The 25,320-nt window shown below is 38.4% G+C and carries 21 protein-coding genes; 11 read left to right on the forward strand and 10 right to left on the reverse strand.

The window, feature by feature from the left end; genetic code table 11:
- Positions 1 to 92: 92 nt before the first annotated feature.
- The 6 genes from FLEMA_RS71305 (at position 93) to trpB (ending at position 5,954) form a co-directional block, all read left to right on the forward strand.
- Positions 93 to 1,499, forward strand: coding sequence for an anthranilate synthase component I family protein (locus tag FLEMA_RS71305; protein WP_044172436.1), 1,407 nt, complete (start codon positions 93 to 95; stop codon positions 1,497 to 1,499).
- 69 nt (positions 1,500 to 1,568) lie between these two features.
- Positions 1,569 to 2,135, forward strand: coding sequence for an anthranilate synthase component II (locus FLEMA_RS71310; protein WP_044172439.1), 567 nt, complete (start codon positions 1,569 to 1,571; stop codon positions 2,133 to 2,135).
- Positions 2,136 to 2,183: 48 nt separating this feature from the next.
- The gene (trpD, locus tag FLEMA_RS71315; protein WP_044172441.1) at positions 2,184 to 3,170 is read left to right on the forward strand and encodes an anthranilate phosphoribosyltransferase; all 987 of its coding nucleotides are present in this window, start codon (positions 2,184 to 2,186) and stop codon (positions 3,168 to 3,170) included.
- A 31-nt stretch (positions 3,171 to 3,201) separates the two neighbouring features.
- Entirely contained in the window at positions 3,202 to 3,993 is a 792-nt protein-coding gene (gene trpC / locus FLEMA_RS71320) for an indole-3-glycerol phosphate synthase TrpC (RefSeq protein WP_044172443.1), read from the forward strand.
- Positions 3,994 to 4,097: 104 nt separating this feature from the next.
- Positions 4,098 to 4,736, forward strand: coding sequence for a phosphoribosylanthranilate isomerase (locus FLEMA_RS71325; protein WP_044172446.1), 639 nt, complete (start codon positions 4,098 to 4,100; stop codon positions 4,734 to 4,736).
- Between the two features lie 30 nt (positions 4,737 to 4,766).
- Positions 4,767 to 5,954 carry a tryptophan synthase subunit beta gene (trpB, locus tag FLEMA_RS71330; protein WP_044172448.1) on the forward strand — a complete coding sequence of 396 codons (1,188 nt, stop codon included), beginning with the start codon at positions 4,767 to 4,769 and terminating at the stop codon, positions 5,952 to 5,954.
- Between the two features lie 92 nt (positions 5,955 to 6,046).
- On the opposite strand, the gene FLEMA_RS0135305 is transcribed toward trpB, so the two are convergent.
- Positions 6,047 to 7,327 carry a DUF349 domain-containing protein gene (locus FLEMA_RS0135305; RefSeq protein ID WP_026996528.1) on the reverse strand — a complete coding sequence of 427 codons (1,281 nt, stop codon included), beginning with the start codon at positions 7,325 to 7,327 and terminating at the stop codon, positions 6,047 to 6,049.
- Between the two features lie 672 nt (positions 7,328 to 7,999).
- Between FLEMA_RS0135305 and ettA the strand changes: the two genes are divergently transcribed.
- On the forward strand, positions 8,000 to 9,667 hold the full coding sequence (ettA, locus tag FLEMA_RS71335) for an energy-dependent translational throttle protein EttA (RefSeq protein ID WP_044172450.1): 1,668 nt from the start codon (positions 8,000 to 8,002) through the stop codon (positions 9,665 to 9,667).
- Between the two features lie 49 nt (positions 9,668 to 9,716).
- On the opposite strand, the gene FLEMA_RS0135375 is transcribed toward ettA, so the two are convergent.
- On the reverse strand, positions 9,717 to 10,781 hold the full coding sequence (locus tag FLEMA_RS0135375) for a PorP/SprF family type IX secretion system membrane protein (RefSeq protein WP_026996530.1): 1,065 nt from the start codon (positions 10,779 to 10,781) through the stop codon (positions 9,717 to 9,719).
- Positions 10,782 to 11,138: 357 nt separating this feature from the next.
- Between FLEMA_RS0135375 and FLEMA_RS76220 the strand changes: the two genes are divergently transcribed.
- Entirely contained in the window at positions 11,139 to 15,329 is a 4,191-nt protein-coding gene (locus FLEMA_RS76220) for a T9SS type B sorting domain-containing protein (protein WP_052354161.1), read from the forward strand.
- Positions 15,330 to 15,631: 302 nt separating this feature from the next.
- On the opposite strand, the gene trpA is transcribed toward FLEMA_RS76220, so the two are convergent.
- Complete coding sequence (gene trpA, locus FLEMA_RS0135485) at positions 15,632 to 16,408, reverse strand: tryptophan synthase subunit alpha (protein ID WP_026997887.1); 777 nt, start codon at positions 16,406 to 16,408, stop codon at positions 15,632 to 15,634.
- A gap of 72 nt (positions 16,409 to 16,480) precedes the next feature.
- On the reverse strand, positions 16,481 to 17,842 hold the full coding sequence (locus tag FLEMA_RS0135495; RefSeq protein ID WP_026997888.1) for a UDP-N-acetylmuramate--L-alanine ligase: 1,362 nt from the start codon (positions 17,840 to 17,842) through the stop codon (positions 16,481 to 16,483).
- A gap of 399 nt (positions 17,843 to 18,241) precedes the next feature.
- On the opposite strand from FLEMA_RS0135495, the gene FLEMA_RS71345 reads away from it, so the two are divergent.
- The 3 genes from FLEMA_RS71345 (at position 18,242) to FLEMA_RS71350 (ending at position 20,502) form a co-directional block, all read left to right on the forward strand.
- Positions 18,242 to 19,726 (forward strand): type III PLP-dependent enzyme domain-containing protein, encoded by a 1,485-nt coding sequence (locus tag FLEMA_RS71345; RefSeq protein WP_044172452.1) that lies wholly within the window; start codon positions 18,242 to 18,244, stop codon positions 19,724 to 19,726.
- A 92-nt stretch (positions 19,727 to 19,818) separates the two neighbouring features.
- A complete protein-coding gene (locus tag FLEMA_RS77290; RefSeq protein ID WP_262486520.1) occupies positions 19,819 to 19,947 on the forward strand; it encodes a hypothetical protein in 129 nt (42 codons plus the stop codon).
- A gap of 171 nt (positions 19,948 to 20,118) precedes the next feature.
- Positions 20,119 to 20,502 carry a MerC domain-containing protein gene (locus FLEMA_RS71350; RefSeq protein WP_044172455.1) on the forward strand — a complete coding sequence of 128 codons (384 nt, stop codon included), beginning with the start codon at positions 20,119 to 20,121 and terminating at the stop codon, positions 20,500 to 20,502.
- A gap of 433 nt (positions 20,503 to 20,935) precedes the next feature.
- On the opposite strand, the gene FLEMA_RS71355 is transcribed toward FLEMA_RS71350, so the two are convergent.
- From FLEMA_RS71355 to FLEMA_RS0135620, 6 genes are all read right to left on the reverse strand, one after another.
- A complete protein-coding gene (locus tag FLEMA_RS71355; RefSeq protein ID WP_144080130.1) occupies positions 20,936 to 21,565 on the reverse strand; it encodes a hypothetical protein in 630 nt (209 codons plus the stop codon).
- Positions 21,566 to 21,579: 14 nt separating this feature from the next.
- On the reverse strand, positions 21,580 to 22,872 hold the full coding sequence (locus tag FLEMA_RS0135585; protein ID WP_044172457.1) for an LVIVD repeat-containing protein: 1,293 nt from the start codon (positions 22,870 to 22,872) through the stop codon (positions 21,580 to 21,582).
- Positions 22,873 to 22,900: 28 nt separating this feature from the next.
- The gene (locus tag FLEMA_RS76225) at positions 22,901 to 23,290 is read right to left on the reverse strand and encodes a hypothetical protein (RefSeq protein ID WP_052354163.1); all 390 of its coding nucleotides are present in this window, start codon (positions 23,288 to 23,290) and stop codon (positions 22,901 to 22,903) included.
- Between the two features lie 13 nt (positions 23,291 to 23,303).
- A complete protein-coding gene (locus FLEMA_RS71365) occupies positions 23,304 to 23,813 on the reverse strand; it encodes a hypothetical protein (RefSeq protein WP_044172459.1) in 510 nt (169 codons plus the stop codon).
- 75 nt (positions 23,814 to 23,888) lie between these two features.
- On the reverse strand, positions 23,889 to 24,533 hold the full coding sequence (locus FLEMA_RS71370) for a hypothetical protein (RefSeq protein ID WP_044172461.1): 645 nt from the start codon (positions 24,531 to 24,533) through the stop codon (positions 23,889 to 23,891).
- Positions 24,534 to 24,609: 76 nt separating this feature from the next.
- Complete coding sequence (locus FLEMA_RS0135620) at positions 24,610 to 25,149, reverse strand: RNA polymerase sigma factor (RefSeq protein ID WP_026997890.1); 540 nt, start codon at positions 25,147 to 25,149, stop codon at positions 24,610 to 24,612.
- Positions 25,150 to 25,320 lie beyond the last annotated feature (171 nt).

The raw sequence follows: 25,320 nt of genomic DNA on the forward strand, positions 1-25,320 counted from the left end.
AGTACAAAAAACCTTAACCCAATCGCTATTACACATACCCAATAACTATTAACCGAGTCCTAAAAGGTAGTGAGGGCTACCAGTCAAGCAACATGAAATTTACAGTAAAAACCACTCAAAAAAAGAAATTAGCGGATACTATCACTCCTGTAGGGGTTTTTCTTAAACTCCGCAATAAGTTTAAGAATACCGTAATTTTGGAAAGTGCCGACTACCACGGAAAAGAACACGGCTATAGCCATATTGCTTGCGACCCAATCGCAAGTTTTATTCTTGACAATGATATTGTTACCCAAACTTTCCCTGATGGCAGTACCGAAACTTTTCCCTTGGCCAAACGCAAAGATGCTGTACAGGCTCTTATGAATTTTGCTCAGCGTTTTGAATGGGAACGTAAACCCGATTTTGCTCCAATGGCCAATGGTATGTTTGGGCATATTTGTTACGATGCCGTCGAGTACTTTGAAGATATTGAGATTCAAGAGAAAAATGAGAATACCGAAATCCCTCAGATTATTTACTATGTGTACCGCTACGTAATTGCAATTAATCATTTCAAAGATGAACTTTCTTTGTATGCTCATCAGTATACCGACAACCAAACGGCTTCGCTAGACGAGCTAGAAATGTTGTTAGATATGCCTCATTATGCCACCAAATCGTTTAGAGTAGTAGGCAACGAAATTACCAATGTAACCGACGACCAAATGCGTGAAGTTGTCAAAACTTGTATTCAACACTGTTTACGGGGTGATGTATTCCAGATTGTACCTTCTCGCCGTTTTAGCCGCACATTTGAAGGCGACGATTTTCAGGTGTATCGAGCCTTGCGTTCTATCAATCCTTCGCCTTATATGTTCTATTTCGACTACGAGAACTATCGTATCTTTGGGGCATCGCCCGAAAAACAAATACAAATTAAAAATGGGCAAGCCGAAATTCACCCGATTGCGGGTACGTTCAGACGTACAGGCGACGATGAAAAAGATGCCGAATTAGCCAAACTCCTACACGCCGACCCCAAAGAATCAGCAGAACACGTAATGTTGGTTGACCTAGCAAGAAACGACCTTTCGAGAAGCTCAGACACCGTAAAAGTAGAGACCTTCAAAGAAGTTCAATTTTTCTCGCATGTTATTCACTTGGTGTCTAAAGTAACGGGCCAGATGACCGCAGGCACAAACCCACTACAATTAGTTGCCGATACTTTTCCAGCAGGTACGCTGTCGGGGGCCCCAAAGCACAATGCCATGAGTATTATCAATCGCCTCGAAACCACCAATCGCCATATTTATGGCGGAGCTATTGGCTATATGGATTTTGATGGCAATTTTAATCATGCTATTGCTATCAGAACATTCTTGAGCAAAAACAACACGCTCTATTATCAGGCGGGTATGGGTGTTGTGGCCAAATCGGTTATTGAAAGCGAGATGCAAGAAGTACACAACAAGCTGGCGGCTCTCAGAAAAGCCCTCGAAGTAGCCGAAACGGTATAATATTCTATTTTTCAAAAAACTTTACTTGACTGCTGAAAGCGATTTGCCCAAAGCCCAATCAATACAATCATGAAAATATTAGTGCTCGATAATTACGACTCTTTTGTATATAACCTTGTGTACATTCTAAAAGACATGGGGCAAGACGTAGATGTTTTCCGAAATGACAAAATTGCGTTGGAAGACGTAAAAAAATACGACAAAATTTTACTTTCGCCAGGGCCTGGTATTCCAGAAGAAGCAGGTATTTTATTAGATGTTATCAAAGAATATGCTTCTAGCAAAAGTATTTTTGGGGTATGCCTTGGCCACCAAGCTATTGGCGAAGCCTTCGGTGCAAAGCTCCTCAATATGGGCGACGTACTTCATGGTGTAACCACCAAATGTATTGTTACACAACCCAACGAGCTACTATTTCAGGGCGTACCTAACGAAGTGGAGGTTTGTAGATACCACTCGTGGACAGTAGTACCCGAAACCATGCCAGAAGATTTGATCGTTACGGCAGTTGATGAAAAAGGATTTGTGATGGCCGAAGCTCATACCAAATATGATATTCGGGGAGTACAGTTTCATCCTGAAGCCTATTTAACACAATATGGGGTAAAAATGGTAGCTAACTGGGTAAATTCCTAAGCGTTACAGCCTTTTTGACCATTGCCAACCGATAACATTATCTAAATCATGAAATTTTACCTCAATAAAAGAATAGCTGGAAATACCCTTAGCAAAAGTGAAGCCCAAGAGGCCTTATCTATTATAGGAAAAGGTGAAGCCAATCCGTCTCAGATTGCCTCTTTTCTTACTACCTACATGGTGTTTCCTATTACTCCCGAAGAACTCGAAGGCTTTAGGGATGCCATGTTGGACTTGGCGGTAACGGTAGACCTTTCGGCGTATACTCCCATGGATTTGTGTGGCACTGGTGGCGATGGAAAGGACACCTTCAATATCTCTACAACAGCTTCTTTTGTGGTAGCAGGAGCAGGACAAAATATTGCCAAACATGGTAATCATGGTGTTTCGTCGCTAGTGGGGTCATCTACGGTATTAGAATACTTAGGGGTGAAGTTTTCAAATGACGAAGCCTACCTTCGTCAAAAAATAGAACAAGCGGGTATTTGCTTTTTGCATGCACCGTTATTTCATCCGGCTATGCGATTCGTAGGGCCTATCCGAAAAGAATTAGGACTAAAAACCTTCTTTAATATGCTTGGGCCTATCTTGAACCCTGCCAAAGTTGAAAAGCAAATTACTGGTGTCTATAATGAAGAAGTACTAAAGCTGTACGGCTCTATTTTTCAAAAGTCTAACAAAAATTTTGGGGTATTATATGGCCTCGATGGCTACGACGAAATTTCGTTGACGGGCGATTTTCTATTGATTACTCAACGAGGTATAGAAACCATTTCGCCAAAACATTTAGGTTTCACAAAATGTAGTCCAGAAGAGTTATATGGTGGCTACACCGTTGAAGAGTCGGCCAAAATATTAACCTCTATCTTAGAAAACAGAGGAACTAAAGCACAGACAGACGTAGTCCTAGCCAATGCTGCTACAGCCTTGTATTGTGCCAATAATAATTTGAGCCTCGACGACGCTGTTTTACAGGCAAAAGAATCCTTAGCAAGTGGTAAGGCTTTAAATGCCCTGAAAAAGTTTATTGATTAGTAAATACTCAAAACCATTTTGCCCTTTATCCATGACAATTTTAGATAAAATTATAGCCAACAAAGCACTCGAAGTACAAGCCCGCCAAGCTCAGGTATCTATTGATACCCTAACGAAGAAAGGGTATTTTGCCAAAAGTACTAATTCGCTAAAAACGAGTTTGCTTAATCCTGCCTCGTCGGGTATTATAGCCGAATTCAAACGAAAATCTCCCTCTAAGGGTATTATCAATGCCAATGTTACCGTAGAAGACGTAACCAAAGGTTATGTAGAAGCTGGAGCTGCGTGCTTGTCGGTACTTACCGATATTGACTTCTTTGGAGGCTCTGACGAAGATATTCTCAAGGCCCGAAAAACCAACCCTACGATTCCTATTTTACGCAAAGATTTTATCATAGACGAATACCAAATCTATGAGGCAAAAGCTCTTGGAGCAGATGTTATTTTGCTGATTGCCGCCAACCTTACACCTACTCAAATATTGAAACTAGGCAAAGTTGTAAAAAGCTTGGGTATGGAAACTCTTTTGGAGGTACACGATAAAGGAGAACTTGATAGAAGTATCTGCGAATATATTGATGTTGTTGGGGTAAACAACCGTAATCTCAAAAACTTTGCAGAACAAAATGTCAATGCGTCGTTGGAACTAGCCGACAAAATACCAAGCAGTTTTATCAAAATATCAGAAAGTTGTATTTCGCAGCCCGAAACTATCAAGCAGCTTCAGGCAGTAGGTTATAAAGGTTTTTTGATTGGCGAAACATTTATGAAAACAGAAGTACCTTCTCAAACCTTAAAATCGCTAATTGCTCAAATTCAGTAAATTAATCGTTGGTTTGAGAACTTAAATCACTGAAAATTCTAATTTTTTTTCAGTATTTTTGTTTTTTATAAACATTTACAACCTAACACTAACCGTTCCATACCATGAGATTAAAAATCTGCGGAATGCGAGATGCCGAGAACATTCGCCAACTGTTAGCCTTACAGCCAGACTACATGGGGTTTATTTTTTACGAAAAATCAAGCCGATTTGTTGCCGACCAACTAGACGAAGACCTATTGAGGTCTTTCCCTAAATCAACTCGAAAGGTGGGTGTGTTTGTCAACGCAACACAATCATATATCCTTGATATGGTAAAAAAGTACAGCTTAGACTATGTACAGCTTCATGGCGAAGAACTTCCAGATTTTTGTAAAAATCTCAAATTTAAGGGTGTAAATATTATCAAGGCATTTGCATTAGATAATTCATTTAATTTTGGGAAACTCCACAATTATAAACCTCATTGCGATTTCTTTTTGTTTGATACTAAAGGCGAACAAGCAGGTGGCAATGGCATCACATTCGACTGGTCGTTGCTGAGAAGATACGACAACGAAAAGCCATTTTTTCTAGCTGGTGGTATTAGCTTAGAGAATGCTGCTCAGGTATTGGAAATGAGAACCCTCAAAATTCATGCGATTGATGTGAATAGTAAATTTGAAATAGCTCCTGCTTTAAAAGATATTGACAAAATAGCCGAGCTAATAAAAATATTAAAACCTGAAGAGGTTGAACTTTAGCTACTAAAGCTAGTACTAGCTTCCAAAAACATGACGACAACACAACAATATAATGTTAATGAAAAAGGGTATTATGGGCAATTTGGCGGAGCGTTTATTCCTGAAATGCTTTACCCGAACGTCGAAGAACTCAAAGAACGTTATTTAAGTATTATTGAAGAAGCATCTTTCAAAGCCGAATACAATGCTTTACTAAAAGACTATGTAGGCCGCCCAACACCTCTATTTCTTGCTGAAAGGCTTTCTGAAAAATACCAAACAACGATATACCTCAAAAGAGAAGACCTCTGTCATACAGGTGCTCATAAGGTAAATAATACGATTGGGCAGGCCTTATTGGCCAAACGCTTGGGCAAACGCAAAATCGTAGCCGAAACAGGGGCTGGTCAGCATGGTGTAGCTACTGCTACGGTGTGTGCCTTGATGGGGCTTGAGTGTATTGTATATATGGGCGAAATTGACATAGAGCGTCAAGCACCAAATGTTGCTCGTATGAAAATGCTTGGAGCGGAGGTTCGGGCGGCTAAAAGTGGCTCAAAAACACTCAAAGATGCAACCAACGATGCCATGCGTCACTGGATTAATAACCCTGTAGACACACATTATATTATTGGCTCGGTAGTTGGCCCACACCCATATCCCGACATGGTGGCTCGCTTTCAGTCGGTTATTTCGGAAGAAATTAAATGGCAATTAACCGAAAAAATCGGTAAGCCTAATCCCGACTATGTTATTGCCTGTGTAGGTGGTGGCTCAAATGCCGCTGGTGCGTTTTATCATTTCTTGGATAACACCGAAACCCTCTTAGTTGCCGCAGAAGCTGGTGGACATGGTATTGCTTCGGGCTTATCGGCGGCGACAACGTTTCTGGGAAAACCTGGAGTTTTGCATGGAAGTAGAAGTATTTTGATGCAAACTGAAGATGGGCAAGTTGTAGAACCTCACTCTATTTCGGCTGGTCTTGATTACCCAGGTATTGGCCCAATGCACGCCCACTTATTTGATACCAAACGAGCTAAGTTTTTTGCTATTACCGACGAGGCTGCATTAAAGTCAGGCTTTGAGTTATCTAAACTAGAAGGCATTATTCCAGCCCTAGAGTCGGCACATGCTTTGGCCGTATTAGAGGAACTAGGTGCTACCAAAAATGAAACAGTGGTAATTAACCTTTCTGGTCGTGGCGACAAAGATTTGGCTACTTATATGAAATACTTGTAAGAATGATAGCATACCAACAAAAATCCCCTTGACTTTCGCCAAGGGGATTTTTGTTGGTATAACTTATATTTTATTAAGCCATATTCCTTGAATTACTGACCTAACAAAACTTCTAATTCTTTTTTGAATTCCACCAAAAGGGTTTCTTTCATCGAGATTTTGCGTTTTTGGGTATTAATCTTATTAATAACTAACTTATCACCCATCTGACCTGAGTATTGCGACTCAGAGATAAAAGAATCCAATTCGTTTTTCTCTTTTTTGGTCATATAATCCATCTGATTAATCATAATCTTCAATTGCTCGATACGAGGTTTTTCGTTCAAAGCAGGATGACGATAAGAAATCACACGCAATAAGTAATTCATCTCGAAAATCTTATCGCAAATATTACGGAAACGCTCGGCAAGGTTTCTATCAACACTTTTGGTAAGGGTTGACAACTCTTTCCATTTCACCAAATACGCTTTTGCTTTCTCGGCAGTTTGAGGAATATTTACTTGGTCAGGGAAGTTTCTTTCCAACTCGGTAGTCATATCCATCATTTGTTGCACACGAGGGTCTATTCTTGGTTTCGAAACAATACCTTTTACATTATTGTAACGTTCAAAGAAGAAATCGCTCGAACGCTTAAACTGCTTCCAAAGCATACTTTGCTTTTTGGGTGGCACCTGACTGATAGTTTTCCACTCACGTTGCAAATCTTTGATTTTTTGGAAACCAGCATCAACATCCTGTTCATAACGCAAAGACCTTGCAGTATCAACGATTTTTTGAAGTTGAGCCAATTTTTCATCGATAATACGGTTTTTCTCAGCGTAATATTCTCTACGACGCACAAAGAAATCATCTACAATATCGTTGAATTCACTTTCGATACTATCTTGAAGAGCTTTATCAACAGGGCCCGTTTTCAGCCATTTGGTTTTAATTTCCATAATGGAGTCGGTGGCCTTTGCCCAGTCATCAATAGCACCAGCTTGTTTGGTTTCTTCAATCAAAGCTCTCTTGATTTCAAGATTCTTGATTTGATTATTTAGAATTAGCTCACGCAACTGCAATTCTAACTCGTCTAACTTGTGAAGTAGAGGGAGAAAATTACCCAAACCGTCAAACTCTACGAGGTTTTTTCGCAGTTGGAGTAATTTAGTTAGGTAAGAGCCTTTGTTTTGAGCTTCATCTACTTGTGAAAAAAGTAAATTCACTTTGTTTTCTGCAATAGAAAAGCGATTTACAAAGTATTGAAGAGCTTCCTCTTCGGTGTTGCGAACAACACCAATCAGGCGGTCTGGGTATTCCAAATATCCTTTTAAGTAGACCTTACCATCTTTACAATAGCCATACTCGGCTGCATTTTTTACTGTATTTTCCATTGGTTTACGTTGCGTGGTTAGAGTTTTTGGCAATGCTCATAGCTCTAACGGGATTCATGGTTTAGGTTAATTTGACAATTGTTTTAAATTATTTATTTTCATTAACATCTATTCTCTTTGAATATACTCTACATTAACGAATAAGTCTTGATTATAACCTATAAAAGTTAGACAAATTTATTGAAACAGTTCTATGTGTATTAATAATTCTCTAATTATTTTTCCCGCAATATACTGAATTTCAGTAAAAAATCTAACAATTTACATACATTATCCATTTTACGGATAAATTTTATGATTAGTCTTTATAAAAATATTGAAATATAGCTTAAAAACAAAAACTAAGCCATATCCACTGAATCCCCAGTACCCTTTTACTATCTTTGATACTAAAATAGGTAGTCAATCATTACCAAGTAAAAAAAAACTTAATAAGTGAGCAAATAAGTCCTCATAAAACTATAACATTGAGGTAACTTTTTGTTCAAACACAAAATCAGTGACAAACCAAGGTAAATGTTGTTGGGATTGACAACGCTGAAGTACTTTTCTCCATCGAGATAGCATTTTATGGCTTTTAATCTCATACCTTACTAAGGCTTATTTTGAAATTTTACTTTCCATGATTGATTCTACTAATATAAACCGACATTCAGAATAAAACAACAAACAATGAGTCAAGAAACCATTATTTTTTCGATGGAGCGGGTTTCCAAAACTGTTCCTCCTCAAAAAACAATCCTCAAAAACATCTATCTATCTTTTTTCTACGGTGCTAAAATTGGGGTACTTGGTCTAAACGGTTCGGGTAAGTCTTCCTTGCTCCGTGTTATTGCAGGTATCGACAAAAGCTACACGGGCGATGTAGTATTTTCGCCTGGGTATTCAGTAGGTTTGTTAGAACAAGAACCTAAACTAGACCCCGACAAAACGGTTAAAGAGATTGTCGAAGAAGGTGTTGCCGAAATTGTAGCTTTGTTAAAAGAGTTTGACGAAATCAATGAAGCTTTTGGCGACCCCGACGCTGATTTTGACAAATTGCTGGCTCGTCAGGGCGAGGTACAAGAAAAACTCGACCATTTCAATGCCTGGGAATTAGATACCCGCCTAGAAAAAGCCATGGATGCTCTTCGTTGCCCTCCTTCCGACGCTTTGGTAGGAAATCTATCGGGTGGTGAAAAACGCCGTGTGGCTTTATGCCGCTTATTGCTTCAAGAACCCGACGTATTACTTCTGGATGAACCTACCAACCACCTCGATGCCGAATCGGTATTGTGGCTTGAAGAACACCTCAGACAATACAAAGGAACGGTTATTGCTGTTACACACGACCGTTATTTCTTAGACAATGTAGCAGGTTGGATTTTGGAACTTGACCGTGGCGAGGGTATTCCTTGGAAAGGTAATTATTCGTCTTGGTTAGAGCAAAAACAAAATCGTTTGGCTTTAGAAGAGAAAACCGAATCAAAACGCCAAAAAACCCTACAGCGTGAGTTGGAATGGGTACGTATGGCACCAAAAGCTCGTCAGGCAAAATCTAAGGCTCGTTTGGGGGCTTACGAAAATTTGCTTTCGGAAGAAAACAAACAGAAAGAAGATAAATTAGAGTTATTTATTCCTCCAGGGCCAAGATTGGGTAACAAGGTTATTGAGGTAAATAATGTGTCAAAAGCTTATGGCGACAAACTTCTCTTTGAAAACCTTACATTCTCGTTGCCACCTGCAGGTATTGTAGGTATTATCGGGCCAAACGGGGCTGGTAAAACTACATTATTCAAACTTATTACAGGAAAAGAACAACCCGACGCTGGAACATTTGAAGTGGGCGAAACTGTAAAAATGGCTTATGTAGACCAAGAACACAACCAATTACAAGGAGACAAGACAGTTTTTGAAACTATTTCGGGTGGTACAGAACATATCCTGCTAGGCAATCGACAAGTAAATGCTCGTGCTTATGTGAGTAAGTTTAACTTTGCTGGTGCCGACCAAGAAAAGAAAATAGCAAATCTTTCGGGTGGAGAACGTAACCGTGTCCACTTGGCAATGATGCTAAAAGAGGGTTCAAACTTGTTGCTTCTGGATGAGCCAACCAACGACTTGGACGTAAATACACTTCGTGCCCTTGAAGAAGCTTTAGAAAACTTTGGTGGGTGTGCTGTAGTTATTTCTCACGACCGTTGGTTTTTGGACCGTGTGGCTACCCATATTTTGGCTTTTGAAGGCGATTCTCAAGTATATTGGTTTGAGGGCAACTTCTCTGACTACGAAGAAAACCGCCGTAAGCGTTTGGGGTCGGATGCTACGCCAAAACGAATTCGTTATAAAAAATTACAATAGCATAATCATTAAAAGGTCGGAAGAAATATTTCTTCCGACCTTTTAATGATTAGAATTTAGGACATCGAAGTTCAGCTTTTCTTGGCCTATATTTAGGCTTTGGCTCAAACAAATCGCTGAATATATAAGATAAGGATATTTCGTGAGCTCCTCCTGTTGATGCCCCAAGGCTCGAAATTGTAGCATCATAGCTATAACCAATCGAAAAGTTGTCTTGTCGATAACCAATAAGAATAATAGCGGCATCGTTGCTCATAAAACTCTGTCCATTTTTTTGATACGATTTCAAAGGAATACCCCTATACCAAGCACCCAATACCAATGGCGAATAAGTTAAATACAAGCCTAAATCAAGCTGGTCAGAAACACCCTGCCGTTTATAGTGAATTACAGGCGTAAGACTTTTTTCTTTCTCGATAGCATCACCTAAATTATTCCCAATTTCATAATCAGCAATCGGAATACGATACCCCGCCTGAATACCTATTTTGATAGGCAATCGAGCATCGGCATTATTGAATGACTGATTGGGCTGATTGATATGATGCACCGATACCCCTGCCCAAAAGCGGTCGGAATAGACAATCCCACCCGACGAAAAGTCCCAGTATTTTAATTGTGGAGCCAAATTGCCATTATTGGTAATAGGGTCGGATGTTACTGGCGGATAGCCATTTCCATCTAAATACGATTGAATTTGGTCGGCAAAAATATAGTCCCCAAAATTGATTCCGCGCATCACATAAGACCCCTGAACACCTAAATTGGCAGAAAGCCCATCCGATATTTTGAGGTGATAAGAGTAAATAGCACCAATATCGGTTGTTTTTAGATTAGAAAACTGGCGGTCGTTGGTTAACAAAATGCCCACACCACTGTTTATTCTATCAAAATACATATCGCCCGATAGCGAAGATGTTACAAAATTGGCACTTAGCGAAGGCCATTGGTTGCGATGATTAAAATTAACCCGAGGAGCCATTGCCGAACCAGCAAAGGCAGGATTCAAATATAGTGGTGCTGCATAAAATTGCGAATATTGCGGGTCTTGGGCTTTCGCACAAAACACACTTATTACTAATATAGACAGCAAGAGAAGGATATTTTTAAACATAAAATCAAAACAATTTATTTTCCATAACTATTTATGAAAATTTGTTATTATTGACTACAACTTACTTAGCTAAGCGGTATGATTTTTTCGTATATACTAACAATACTTATGTTTTGTCGAAATGGCAAGTAGTTTTGTCTTTAACTAAAATTTTTAAGCTTATATTTCGTTTAATTTAGGCATGAATGTACTCATTTTCTAGCAGTAATACATATTTGCCATGATTGGAATAGCCCTCAAATGTAGAAAATAGTATCAAATCTAGTGCCATATCAAAACCTTAATACAACCCTTTTCAGTTTCTAATGGTCTATTAAAGTAATTTAGTAAAAGTATCACGAACTAGATAACGAAGAAATGTCGAATTTTGGTAAAACATATCAGTTTTTTTTGAGCCTACTACTAGGTTTATTAATATGGGCTGGAACCAATACGACAACTGTCGCCCAAATAAGTGCCACAAAACTATGCTTGTCAGAATGTCAGGACTCTACAGCCGCAACACAGTTTAAAGATACCTTTAGTACGCCAGCCACTGCATGGCTCTGGGATTTTGGTGACCCTACCAGTGGCAACAAAAATACCTCTACTTTAAAAAGTCCTGCACACTTATATACAACACCAGGCAAAAAAACAATTACTCTTACCCGTACAGAGGTAGGTGTACCAAAGGTGTATACCACCGAAATTACTATTAATCAGCCTCCAACGCCTTTTTATTTGGGTAATGACCCTTCTCAACAAGACACTACCATTTGTAAAGGTGATAAACTCAAACTAGACCCTTATCGCACTGGCGGAGCATTACCACAATACAAATATAGTTGGTTTCCTAAAGGCGATACCACCCAAACTATTTTTGCAGATTCGACAACGTGTTATTCTGTACAGGTAACCGATACACTTACAGGGTGTTCGTCAGAAAATAAGCTCAATGTAAAACTTTGCGTACCACCACCCCCTGAGCCTCCAAAAGAATATTGGTATTTTGGTAAAGGTGCAGGTATGTTGTTTTCAAATGGTTCGCCAACAGCCGACGACCAAGGAAAAACCGATGCCATAGAAGGGGTGTCGTCTATTACAGATGCCAAAGGAAATACTATTTTTTATACCGATGGCCGCAAAGTATACCGTAAAGACGGAACACTCATGCCTTCGGTCAGCCCTGCCGATACCCTACTCGGCAGTTCGTTTGCCACTCAAGGAACTGTTATTATACCTGTACCTTCCTGCAAAGGCTGTCAGTCGCTGTATTATGTGTTTACTACAACAGATATTAATGGCCAAAAACAACTTACTTATTCGGTAGTTGATATGCGAAAAGATGGTGGCAAGGGAAAAATTGTTGAAAAAAATATCCCTGTAAATGATGCTCAAACAACCGAAAGTGTTGCATCGGTATATGTTCCCAAAGATTCTACTTATTGGGTAGTTACCCACGACTACGGTAATAATACCTTTAGGCTCAATAGGGTTACTAAAAATGGGCTTTCTATTTCCAAAACCATAGATATCGGTTCAGCTGTCGATTCGGTAAGCAAGGCACAAGGGTATCTTAAATTTTCGGCCGATAATACAAAAATGGCTTATGTTATTCCTGGCCCTTACAAAAACCTTATTGAAATATATGATTTTGCAGATTCTACAGGAACAATCTCTGGCAAAAGGGTTATCGATCTTGGGCTAGCACCACCTACCCTTTACGGAGCAGAGTTTTCGCCCGATGGTAATAGCCTGTACGCAACCCTTACTGCAGGTGTAACAACACTTCCTCCTGCTGATACTACTATTAAATCGCAATTATTAAAATTTGATATTACTACAACCGACACCGCTACTATCCGAAAATCAAAGGTATTAATCGATAGTACAAGTACCCAAAATTTTGGAACACTCAAGGTAGGGCCCGATGGCAAAATATACATGGCTATTCAGGGAAGTTCTTTTTTGGGTGTAATAGGCAAACCCAATGTACAATTACAAAGTACCGACAAGCTAGATACACTCGAATACAAAAGAAATGGTTTTGACCTCAATGGAAAACTAAGCCAGTTGGGGTTACCCAATACTACCTCTGTTACACCAACACAGGACGAACAATCGGGTATTTCGGTGTCAGATACGTGTTTGGGGTCTCCTACCAATTTTCAAGCGAACCACTTATGTGGCGATAAGCTCAAAAATACCAAAACCCTGTGGTTGGTTTATCGAGGTAAAGCCCCACAAAATAACCAACCTGAGGGTTCTCCTATAGCTACGCTTGGCGGTGGTGCTGGTGACAAAGATTTACAGGCTAGTATTACCCTTACCGAGCCAGGTGTTTATCATGTTAGGGTGGTTATGGCCAACCGCTGTAAATCCGATACGACTTTGCCTGCACAGGAGTTTACGATAAAGCCCATGCCAAGCCCCAACCTTGGTAATGATATTGAGCTTTGTGCGGCCTCTACTATTTTAAATTCTAACAATACCCTCGATAGTAGTAATTATTTCTGGGTAAAAGATGGCTCTTTTCTCCCTAATGATTCCCTCAGAACTCTCACGGTTACTCAGTCGGGCAAATATAGAGTATTGGTAGAACGCAATGGTTGTATCAAAGACGATGAAATAAATGTTGTATTGGCTCAGGCTCAGCCTTTTAATCTAGCCGATACCACTATCTGTAATTCTTCAAGTATTATTTTGGACGCTTCAGTTGCAGGAGGCTCTAATAGCCAATATCGATGGAGTTCAGGACAGACAACGCCTTCTATCGTTGTTACCACAGCAGGTAAATATACCGTGACCGTAACCACACCAATAGGTAATACAACGTGTACTGTAAGCGATGATATTAATGTAGCCCTAAGGCCACCAACTAATTTTAGCCGACTTATTACAGCCCCAACAGCTTGTAATAAACAAGATGGCTCTATTGTATTAAGTAATTTTAACCCAGCCGATACCTATACTTTTGTCTGGTACAAAGATGGTATACTACAACCAAATTTGACTGGTGCGAATATCAGCGGGCTTAGTACAGGTACTTATCAAGTAACAATCAATAGTCCAAGCTCTTGTGGAAAAACTGAAACATTCAGCCTGATTCCTGCGGCAACTCCATTAGCCAATATTACTACAAGGGTCGACAATGTGACTTGTTTAAGCGATGGGGCTATCAATATCAATGTTCTTAGCACAAGCAGATTTATCCCTTTCAATTATATTTTAATAAAACAAGGTACTCCCGACATACAAGCAGGTAGTGGTGGTATGGCTTCTATTTTTGTTTCGTCGGGTATTTATAAAATCAAAAACCTTACTACAGGTACATATATTATCAGCTTTGAAGATGCGGCTGGCTGTAAATATACTACAGGCCCTATTACCATCAACAGTGTAACTAGAACTGCCGTAACTATTACCCCTCCTGCTAGCAAATGTGAAGGCGAAACCATAGAACTGGAAGCATCTAACTATTCGTCTGGAAACATTGTGTGGAATACTGGAGCTACTACCCCAAAAATAGCAGTTACTAATTCGGGAACTTACACCGTAACAGTAACCTCTTTGGACGGTATTTGTAGAAATGTAGCCAACACAACAGTTACCTTCAGGCCTAGCCCTAAAGTAACTATTATTGGGCCAAATACTGTTTGTTTAGGTACATCTCCTATACAGCTTACTGCAACTCCTGCTGGTGGTGTGTGGTCAGGAACAAACATTAGTACAAGCGGCTTATACACGCCTCCAGCTCTTATCAAAACCGACGCTATTAAATACCAATTCACTCAAAATAACTGTGTAGGAAGCGAAACCAAAAATATCTCTACGGTTAGCAAACCACAAGTAAATTTGGGTAATGATATCAATTTCTGTAGAAATGAAATCAAAATGATTGGTATCAATACTGAGCCCAACTTGACGTACCGCTGGAATACGGGCGAAAATACAGCTAAAATATTCCCGTCACGAACAGGAACTTATACCCTAACGGTATCGAATGGAACGTGTAATACCATTGATGACATCAAGGTGAATATCTTGGCAATACCTTATATAAGCCTAAAATCTGAAACACCAATATGTGTACCCGATGGCTTACCTGTACAGTTAGACGCAGGTAATGGCGGGGGCTTTATGACCTACAATTGGATACCAACAGGCGAAAACACCCAGAAAATAGCAGTTTATACGCCTGGTTTTTATACGGTAAAAGTAACTAACCCCGCAGGATGTATCAATACTGCTACCACAACAGTGTATGATTTGTGTATTCCTGATGTTATTGTTCCTAATATTTTTACGCCTAATAACGACAGTAAAAACAATACATTTCAGATTTTTGTCAAGCATATTTCACGAAATGATTTTACCCTAAAAATCTATAACCGCTGGGGCGAAATGGTTTTCTTGTCTAACGATTGGGACGACCGCTGGGATGGTAAATACAAAGGCGTATTATCGCCACCCAATAGCTACGTTTGGGAGATTACGTATCGGCCCGAATATCCCGATGCTGGTAGCGAAATCAAAGTAAAACGAGGGGCTGTTACAGTAGCGTGGTAATCAAACGTGAGTCATCTCAAATTTTAAGTAATATTAAAAGAGCCCCTATTGGTGTTTGTTGGGATTTATAACGTCGTCAAGTAAATTTTGAAGAGATTTATCAATTGCTCAAATGATAGGAATTTAGAGGGTATTCATACAAAAGGCGGTCGAAAAACAATTTTCGACCGCCTTTTTTTATGTTAAATATCAGCATAACACATCTTTAGCCGCAAAGCATTACATCTCTACTGGTGAAAAGCATATTCAAAAATATTCACTAAATATGAAATAACTCATGTTTATGATAATATTCCATATTTTTATGCTCCTTTAATCGCTTGTACAAAAGCCTTAATATCAGTTTGGAGATTCTTTGAAGTCGAAACAACCTTGATAAATGCACTACCAATAATAGCCCCAGCAGCATGAGAAGAAGCTTTGACAAATGTTTCATTATCTGAAATACCAAAGCCAATCAAGCGAGGGTTAGTAAGATTCATGGCATTGATTCTAGCAAAATACTCTTCCTGAACATCCGATATTCCAGATTTTGCCCCAGTAATACTTGCCGACGAAACCATATAAATAAAGCCAGCAGAAATAGCATCGATATGTCTGATTCGGCTTTCTGAAGTTTGAGGTGTAATCAAGAAGATATTCAAGATACCATATTTATCGAATATTGCTTTATATTCCTCTTCATAAACATCTACTGGCAAATCGGGTAAAATCAAACCATCTACGCCTACTTCTTGACATTTTTGGCAAAAGTTTTCGATCCCAAATTGCAACACAGGATTGATATAACCCATCAAAAGTATCGGTACTTTCACAGAAGGTCGTATGCCAGCTAATTGCTCAAACAAGAGTTTGACACTCATGCCATTGTCCAAGGCAATTTGGTTAGAAGCCTGAATGGTTTCACCATCAGCAACAGGGTCTGAGTAAGGCATACCTATTTCTACCAAATCGGCACCACTTTCGTCTAGTGCTTTTAAGACAGTGGTAGTATCGTTCAATTCAGGGTATCCTGCCGTAAAATAAACATTTAATATATTATTCTTCTTTTGTTCAAAAAGTTGTGTTATTCTGTTCATGATTTGAGTAAAGTTCTTTTGCAAGGTAATAGAACATCATTTTTGATGCGTATTTGCCATTACCTATCCCATTTATTGAAGTATTTGATTTGAAATTTCCGCAAAATCCAGACCATTGAAAGTCCCTGACGACATCATCAGTAAATTTGATCCACGCCATCGCTTGGTCAATAAGTAGACTTTTAAGGATTCGTTATCGGTAAATACTTCTAAATGTGGTGTACCAAAAGCAGCTTTAATTTCTTCTACCGAAATAGCAGGAAGTTTTTTGTGTTCAAGTGTTTTTGGACTAAAATAAACTATTGCGGTGTCGGCACTATCTAATTTATGGGCATATTCTTTCAAAAAGTTCTTATTCAAACTACTAAAAGTATGTAGTTCTAAACAAGCCACTAAGTGCCGTTCGGGAAATTGGGCTTTCAGAGCTTTTGTAGTAGCTTCAACTTTGGACGGAGCATGGGCAAAATCTCGATAAAAAATAGTATGCTCGTTTTTTGCAACCAGTTCCAAACGCTTGGCAGCTCCTTTAAAAGAAGCAATAGCCTCGTAAAACTCGTCCTCTTCGATACCGATTTGACTCAACACCAAACGAGCCCCATTAAGGTTTTTGAGGTTATGCTCACCAAAAACAGCAATTTCTAATTCTTTTTTATTAGGTAATATCAAAAAAGTCTTACCATTTTTTACTTTGGCAGGATGGGCTCTATAAGCATATTTTTGAATATCGGGATATTCGACAGCACCTATTTTAGCCACCAAGGGGTCGGTTTCATCATAAATCAAACTGCCTGACTTAGGTACATCCTGTGCCAATAGTTCAAACTGGTGTAGATAGTCTTGAAACTCGGGGAATACGTTGATATGATCCCAAGCAATACCCGAAATAAGGGCTACGTGTGGATGATAATGTAAAAACTTGGGCCTGCGGTCGATAGGCGAAGCTAAATATTCGTCACCTTCAATAACAATTACGGGAGCATCCGACAGCTTGGCCATGGTATCGAACCCTTCGATTCGAGCCCCAACCAAATAGTCAAACTTTTTATGATGGTATTGTAGCACATGAAGAATCATTGAAGTAATGGTAGTTTTTCCATGACTTCCAGCAATCACAACTCTTTGTTTATTTTGGCTTTGCAAATAGACAAACTCAGGATATGAGTAAATATTCAATCCTAATGCCTGAGCTTTTAGTAGCTCGGGGTTATCTACTCGGGCATGCATTCCTAAAATTACACAATCCAAATCACTTGAAATTTTTTCTGGAAACCAACCTATTTCGGCTGGCAAAAGGCCATTCTGAGCCAATAAACTGCGAGAAGGCTCATAAATCTCATCGTCAGAACCCGTAACCAGATAACCATTATTGTGTAGGTCGATAGCCAGATTGTGCATGGCTGCTCCTCCAATGGCAATAAAGTGAACTTTTTTCATAGAAATTTAACTCGAACTTTCCAGCCCGAAACAATGTTTCTTAAATTAATTGTGGTTTTGTGATTGCTATGACTTTTCCAAGAAACTAAGTGGCTGATAATGAGTTGTTTTAGTACCCCAAACAGCTTTGAAAAGAGTAATAGACCATAAGTACAACTATTTGATTATCAAACAAATACAAGTTCTTTTACAAAACAGATTATTAAATAATCATAAATCCAAATTATATTCTTGCAAAGGTCATACTTTTATTGCACTTTTGCACGTTTTTTATGAGTAAAACTCCGCAAGGTTATTTTCTTTGATGAAATTTCTTGCGGTTTTCGTTTCTTAGGACGAAGGCTCACAAACTTAAATAATTTCCAACATAAAAACTCGCTTTATGCTTTTCGCAGTAGGATGAAAAATTACATTGACCTCATTGACCAGACCATTGAGTTTCCAACTCTTGAGTTCAACATTGACGAAAACAATGAACTAATGTTCAACAATGTGCCGTTAATGGATATTATTAAGCAGTACGGTACGCCACTCAAAATCACGTATTTACCCAAAATTGGTGAGCATATTGAAAACGCCAAGCGTATGTTCAAGAATGCTATAAAAAAGTACAATTATAAGGGCAATTATACGTATTGTTACTGTACCAAATCTTCTCATTTTAGATTTGTGGTCGAAGAGGTTCTTAGTCACAATGTTCACCTCGAAACATCTTCGTCTTTCGACATTCCTATTATTCGAAAGTTATACGATGAAGGTAAGATTTCAAAATCTACCTACATTTTATGTAATGGATACAAGCTTCCTTTGTACACGCAATATATCAGCGAATTAATCAACGAAGGATTCAATTGTATTCCGATTTTGGATAATTTAAAAGAAATTGACTTCTACGATAAGTCTGTTACTGCCGAAACCGTTAATCTCGGTATGAGAATCGCTACAGACGAAGAGCCTGATTTTGCTTTCTATACTTCACGTTTGGGCTTACGCTACTCTGACGTGATGGATTTGTATAAAAATAAGATTCAAAACAGTGAGAAATATAAGCTCAAAATGCTTCATTTCTTTATCAATACGGGTATTAAAGACAGTGCCTATTATTGGTCTGAGTTGAGTCGCTTCATTTACAAATACTGTGAAATGAAGAAAATCTGTCCAGAGTTGGATTCTATTGACTTGGGTGGCGGTTTACCGATCCAAACGTCTCTACAATTTAATTATGACTACCAAGCCATGATTGACGAAATTGTAGAATCTATTTCTTGGATTTGTAACAAAAACAATGTGCCTGTACCAAATATCTTTACCGAGTTTGGGTCTTATACGGTTGGTGAAAGTGGTGCAGTATTGTACGAAATTATCGACCAAAAACTCCAAAATGATAAGGAACTTTGGTATATGATTGATGGTTCGTTTATTACGCAGTTGCCAGACTCGTGGGGCATGAACCAAAAGTATATTATGTTGCCTGTTAATAACTGGGGATTCCCTTATCAGAAGGTAAACTTGGGGGGCTTAACCTGCGATTCAATGGATTTTTACAATACTGAAGCCCATAGCTCAGATTTGTATTTACCTATTTTTGAAGAAGGGCAAGAACGTCAGTTTGTTGGGTTTTTCCATACAGGAGCTTACCAAGAATCGTTGGGTGGCTACGGTGGTATCCAGCACTGTTTGATTCCTGCTCCCAAACATGTATTGGTTGACAGGCTAGAAGATGGAACTATTACAACTCAACTTTTTGCACCAGAGCAAGGTAGCGATGGTATGTTGGGTATACTAGGCTATGGCAATGCTCCTAAGCAATCTGAACCCCAACAGCTTGTTTTGACACAAGAAGACATGAAACGTGCTGAAAATCTGTCACTTGTAGAACAATAAATTTAGGGTTTTAGAGTTGTGCATGAAGAGATATTTGTAAATTTGTTGTAAGATTCTCAATTGTATCAAACTTTAATCATTTATATATCCTCATGAAAAGAGCTTCCATTATTTTAGGTATGCTGGCTTTGGTAGCTTTGGCATCTTGTGGTAGAAAAAACAACTGCCCTGCTTACGGTACTACAAGCATCGATAAGCCTGCTTACAAGGGTAGAAACTAAGATTTCATAAATTTCTATAAAAGCTGTATTACGCAAATTTTGTGTGATACAGCTTTTTATTTGCTATTTCTTGACAATAGTAAAAAATACTTAGTTATGGGAACAAATTATATTGGTTTTAACGTTTGCAATATTGTTGCATTGTATTAATTTTGCAACAACATTACAAATATGAATCATTCGCACGCACATACGTTCAAAATGGAAAAGGTAGGTTTCTACCTTTCGGTACTTTGTGCAATACATTGTATTGCTACGCCTGTTGTTGTTACAATATTGCCTTATCTTGGTAGTAAATTATTCCATGACCACTCGTGGGAAATTTGGTTTATTGGCGGAAGCTTAGTTTTGGCTGGTGTAATTTTGTATAATGATTACAAAAAACACCATGCAAAGTTGCCTTTTGTACTATTACTGGGTAGTCTCTTTATCAAAGTACTTGAGTTTGTATGGATAGGCGAACAATACGAATTTATTACAGGAACATTAGGTGCTTTGTTTATCGCATTGGCCTACTATTTCAATTGGAAATATAAATCTGCTTGTAATTGCTAAAAGCAAGCCTTATAGATAGCCAAATATGAGTAATCCCGAATTTAATGAAGGTGTAATTATTTTTGAAGATGCTTTGTGGCTAAAGATGTGTCATTCTAATATTTAACATACAAAAGGCGGTCGAAAATTGTTTTTCGACCGCCTTTTGTATGAATACCTACTAAATTTCTATCATTTGAGTAAATGATAAGCCTCTTCAATGTTCTCTTGACGACCTGATGAATCCCAACAAACACAAATAGGGGGTCTCTTTTAATATTACTTAAAATTCGGAATGCCTCATGTTAGTGTTACTTATACGAATATTCCAAGCACACAATTAGTATTCATCCATTAGTTAATTATAATAGATACTGAGCCCAAATAACTATTTATCACTCTATTCCCAATGTTATATAAAATGCTTACAGTCCTTCATAATACGTCTATTTAGTTACTTAAATGTAATACCTAACCGCACAACCATTCTATTGAATTTCATATCATTTTCCATAATAGAAGGAAACTCTTCCGTACCTTGGTTTTGAAAACTTTTTACACGGTTATGCTTGTATCCAACACTCAGGGTAAACTTGGCATTTCCTCCTGTTGGAATCAATAATCCTATTTGTGGATTAAGATTGACACCTCCATCGATAGTTTGATTGGGGAGTTCGTCGCTGAGCCAAGTCAATCCATAGCCAGCATCGATACCCAAAAACGGTTGAATGGATTTTGACAGTGGATTATTACCAATAGGCTTGCGAATACCCAACGACACAGGTAATATTTGATAAGCACTATACCAATCTACCCCCACTGTAGCCCCAATAGCCCAATTTTTGTATATTTCTATACCGTTAAAGGTTTGCATAGTAAAATTGGTGCTAGCCTTTACAGGATAACTGTACATATAAGAATTAGAGATATTATATGCCTTGCCAAACAACGCCCCGACCTCGGTATAATTCACAAAGTGATGCTTCAAGAATTCTCTGCCAGCTTTGGGGTCTTTTTGCTGACCAATAGCCATATATGAGCCTATACAGCAAAAAAAGAATACTTTTTTGAAGAAATTTTCCATCTGTATAGCTAGGTTTATTGAGCAGATTTAACTTTTATAACACTTAGTAACTTTAAATTTGTTTTGTCGGTATAATCATATTGGTACAATCCTTCTTTGCCAATAACCATAAGGATATTATTGAGCGGAATTACGTCAAAAGCATTAATATCCTTGAAATGTTGTTGGAGTTTAATATCGAGAGGATTACTAGCATCAAACGATTTCAAGCCCTTATTTCCTTCACAAATAAATAAGCTTGCGTTATCTATACCCAATCCATAGGGGTTTTCCATAGCAAAGGTTTTCTTCAATACAGGCGATGTGGGTACTGTTACATCTATTACATCCAACTGATTGTTGATAGCTGGCCCACATGCACCGAAAACATTTACCGAACGTAAAGTTACATAAGCCATATCGTTTTGTACTACGACGGGGTCGCAGGCTCTGGCGTGTTCGAGGCGAGACAGAAACTTGGGGTTATAGGGGTCTTTATTACTCCAAATTTGTAGTCCAGTAGTTGTACCTATAAACAGGTTGTCTTTATATGGAAAAATTGTTTCTATGCCAAAACCTAGTTTTACGGTAGTTTCCATAGTAGGTTGAGCAGGGTTTTTGAGCCCAAAGAGTTTCATATCTTCGCTCGACACAGCATATAATAAATTATTACTGATGGTAAAACGAGCCATCGACCCACCTTTTCCAGTTACGGAAGAACCATTCTGAGTAAAGCTTGTCGAAAACGATTTATCTAGGGCATAAGGATAATAAGACCAATAAGGGTAATAAATAGGTTGTAAATCACAAGAGATTTCTTGGGAAACAGTAGTTTTTTTCCATTCTCCATCTACGATTTTTTTCAAGTCTACATTATAATACCATGTTATGCCATCGATTGTCCCAGACTTGAAGACATCTGATACACGACCGAGCTCTTTGATATTGCGAGGGTCGTTAATATCTATGGCTACCATATCGGTATAGCTGTCGGCATACAGAATATTGTCTTGTACAGCTATATCTACATTTCCTAGGATCTCGATAAAGGCTATATTCAAGGGAGCTTTAGCATTGGTATTATCAATAATATGAATACCTTTTTTTAATTCATTAATAAACAAAAAATTCCCTTTGATATAAATTTTACCAGGTTTTTCGAGGTCACGAGCAGTTGCCGATTTGATAGAATTACGAATATTAGCGATGTCAATCTGGGTAGACTGTACACTCATATAGGTACTTGTTTGTACACACTTGTCCTTACAGGCCAACAGAAATCCACTCAGTATTGTTAGCAACAATACCTTACTTATTGTTTTTACCATGACTATAATGTGTTTTTAATGGACAGTTTTATTGAGCAGTACACAATCCGTTCACACAATTCACAACAGGAGGCGACAGTATCATACAATCAGACATTCTATTGTACTTCTTATTTAATTCTTTTTGAAAATCGGTATAGGCTTGTACTTTGGCTACCAGTAGTTTTTCATCTACCTTCGACACCGAGTATACTAAATACTGTGTAGGACCACCACAAGCTTTAGCCCCCATAGGTATTACACGACAATCATCGCCAGAACAAGCCTTATTTTTGGCAAAATCCTGAACATCAACGCCTAATTGTTCTAGTTTTTGGTTATCGGCTGTTTCTCCCGAAAGTTCATTCGATACACCCGAATCTTTTGAACAGGCCCATAAAAATAAGTTGGCAAAGGTTAGAATAATAAGCTTTTTCATAGGGTTTTATATTTTACTTGAATTTTAGATTCTTCTCAATATCCATTAAAATAGAGCTATACTGGCTTATCATATCATCTAAACGCCAGTTTTTGAGTGCTTTATTCTTCTCTTTTACTTGTACCAATAGCATTCCGCCATCGGTACAACCAGGGCAGCCTACCGTTTGTATACTATTACCATCATTTTGTTCTTTGGCAATGACGGTATTTATCTGACTAATGATTTTGGCTGCTTTTGTAGCTTCTGCATCGGGCAACAGATAGCCCTTAAACTGGTATTTTTCATGTTGTTGGCAATAACTACCGCTACTATCGGCATACAACTTATTATTAGCCAACATATATAGTACGGGTGTACGGCAGCCCCATCCTACGCCCACTCTACCAAAAACGATGTAATTGTCAGGGGCATTTTTTGTAACATCTATACTAGTCAGTGGCGTAATGTTTTCTGATGAGTTAGAGGTTGTACATTGCCAAAGTACCCCCCATATACACAATACCAATAATATCTTTTTCATAATAGTGTTTGTTATATTAAATACAAATCATAGCAATATTACCTTCTTAGAGCCGCTACTTATATAAAACCAAGCTTACGGCTGATAAACCCCGCCACCTACCGAAATCCTAACATTTTTAAGGATATTTTTCTTTTGAGGTTTAGGCTTTATCATAGGTTTTTCCTCAAAATAAGGTGTATTGGTTGAAGGCACATCGGTATAATGTAATACCGTAGTACGGGTTTGAATCGGAATGTAATTGGGGTTCATCGGCGTTAGTATATTTAATGAATCTACCACATTTTTTTCAACAACAACCTCCTCGACTGGGGCTAGTGGCTGTATGGTATTTTCTTCTACTTTAGGCTCGTGCTTTGGTACAACATACTGTTCTTCCTTTACTACTTCTGTTGGTGGTATTATAGGTTCACTTGCCAGAGGCAAAGCTTGCTCAATAATAGGGCTACTTGGCAAAGGTGTTACTTGGGGGTCATTAGTAAGGCTATTTTTCCAAAACCATAAACCAAGCAAACCAAGCCCAACAATCGCAACGATAGAATAGAGCATTGTGCCATTCATCGCAATTCCTCCGCCAGTAGAAGGCTCGGCAGATGGACTTGTTGGTGCGTCTAAGCTCGATTCAATCCTCTCCCAGACTGATTCGGAAGGAATCAGAGAGGCATCATCGAAGGCTTCACGCCATTGGTCCTCGAAAGAGTTATTTGATAATTTGCTCATTATAATGACTTTGTCTGTAAATTTTTCTTCATATAATCCATGCTATGCTACTGAGTACTGATACAATAGCGATCAATCATCTTTGAATTTTATCTAAAGACAATTGCGTTTGCAGCAATTGTTTAGCTCTTGAATATTGTGATTTAGAAGTACCCTCCGAAATACCCAACATTTCAGCAATTTCGTGATGCTGAAAGCCTTCGATAGCATATAAGTTAAAAACCGTTTGGCATCCTTTAGGTAATTTTTGAATCATAGCAATCAGTTCTTGAAATTGTATCCCCTCTATACTGGTGAGGCCATCGGTAAATTGATTTTCGTATTCGGACACATCCGAAACATCTTGCCAGTGTTGCTGCGAACGAATATGTTTAATAGCCGTATTTACTACAATTCGTTTTATCCATGCTCCAATAGTACTTTCTCCTCTAAAACTTCCTAAATTTTGGAATATCTTGATAAAGGCATCTTGTAAAATATCTTCAGCCTCAGCCTTGCTTTGGGCATAGCGAGTACAAATCACCAACATACGCCCCGCATAAGCCTGATAAAGCTTTCGTTGGGCAACTCGGTCATTTTGTAAACAAGCGTTTATGAGGTCTTTCTCAATTTCCAATGTCTATGAAGTATTTTTAAAGGGCTTATGGATTTTCAATTATACAAGTTTTCGTACTAAAATCCCATTGGGGGGATTTTTATACTACTCCTTTATACTAAAGACCACTTGGCCATAGATTAGGTTGGAATTTATTTAATTTTTTTTTGAAAACCATCAAATTTACAATCA

The sequence above is a fragment of the Flectobacillus major DSM 103 genome (assembly GCF_000427405.1).
GTDB classification, from domain to species: domain Bacteria; phylum Bacteroidota; class Bacteroidia; order Cytophagales; family Spirosomataceae; genus Flectobacillus; species Flectobacillus major.

Bases quoted from the DNA above. Each gene is read 5' to 3' on its own strand.
- trpD (WP_044172441.1), top strand. From the start codon at position 2,184: ATGAAATTTTACCTCAATAAAAGAATAGCTGGAAATACCCTTAGCAAA.
- FLEMA_RS71305 (WP_044172436.1), top strand. From the start codon at position 93: ATGAAATTTACAGTAAAAACCACTCAAAAAAAGAAATTAGCGGATACT.
- FLEMA_RS76220 (WP_052354161.1), top strand. From the start codon at position 11,139: ATGTCGAATTTTGGTAAAACATATCAGTTTTTTTTGAGCCTACTACTA.
- FLEMA_RS71345 (WP_044172452.1), top strand. From the start codon at position 18,242: ATGAAAAATTACATTGACCTCATTGACCAGACCATTGAGTTTCCAACT.
- trpA (WP_026997887.1), bottom strand. From the start codon at position 16,408: ATGAACAGAATAACACAACTTTTTGAACAAAAGAAGAATAATATATTA.
- FLEMA_RS71355 (WP_144080130.1), bottom strand. From the start codon at position 21,565: ATGGAAAATTTCTTCAAAAAAGTATTCTTTTTTTGCTGTATAGGCTCA.
- FLEMA_RS0135375 (WP_026996530.1), bottom strand. From the start codon at position 10,781: ATGTTTAAAAATATCCTTCTCTTGCTGTCTATATTAGTAATAAGTGTG.
- FLEMA_RS71310 (WP_044172439.1), top strand. From the start codon at position 1,569: ATGAAAATATTAGTGCTCGATAATTACGACTCTTTTGTATATAACCTT.
- FLEMA_RS71365 (WP_044172459.1), bottom strand. From the start codon at position 23,813: ATGAAAAAGATATTATTGGTATTGTGTATATGGGGGGTACTTTGGCAA.
- ettA (WP_044172450.1), top strand. From the start codon at position 8,000: ATGAGTCAAGAAACCATTATTTTTTCGATGGAGCGGGTTTCCAAAACT.
- trpB (WP_044172448.1), top strand. From the start codon at position 4,767: ATGACGACAACACAACAATATAATGTTAATGAAAAAGGGTATTATGGG.
- FLEMA_RS76225 (WP_052354163.1), bottom strand. From the start codon at position 23,290: ATGAAAAAGCTTATTATTCTAACCTTTGCCAACTTATTTTTATGGGCC.
- trpC (WP_044172443.1), top strand. From the start codon at position 3,202: ATGACAATTTTAGATAAAATTATAGCCAACAAAGCACTCGAAGTACAA.
- FLEMA_RS71350 (WP_044172455.1), top strand. From the start codon at position 20,119: ATGAATCATTCGCACGCACATACGTTCAAAATGGAAAAGGTAGGTTTC.
- FLEMA_RS71370 (WP_044172461.1), bottom strand. From the start codon at position 24,533: ATGAGCAAATTATCAAATAACTCTTTCGAGGACCAATGGCGTGAAGCC.
- FLEMA_RS71325 (WP_044172446.1), top strand. From the start codon at position 4,098: ATGAGATTAAAAATCTGCGGAATGCGAGATGCCGAGAACATTCGCCAA.
- FLEMA_RS0135585 (WP_044172457.1), bottom strand. From the start codon at position 22,872: ATGGTAAAAACAATAAGTAAGGTATTGTTGCTAACAATACTGAGTGGA.
- FLEMA_RS0135305 (WP_026996528.1), bottom strand. From the start codon at position 7,327: ATGGAAAATACAGTAAAAAATGCAGCCGAGTATGGCTATTGTAAAGAT.
- FLEMA_RS0135495 (WP_026997888.1), bottom strand. From the start codon at position 17,842: ATGAAAAAAGTTCACTTTATTGCCATTGGAGGAGCAGCCATGCACAAT.
- FLEMA_RS77290 (WP_262486520.1), top strand. From the start codon at position 19,819: ATGAAAAGAGCTTCCATTATTTTAGGTATGCTGGCTTTGGTAGCTTTG.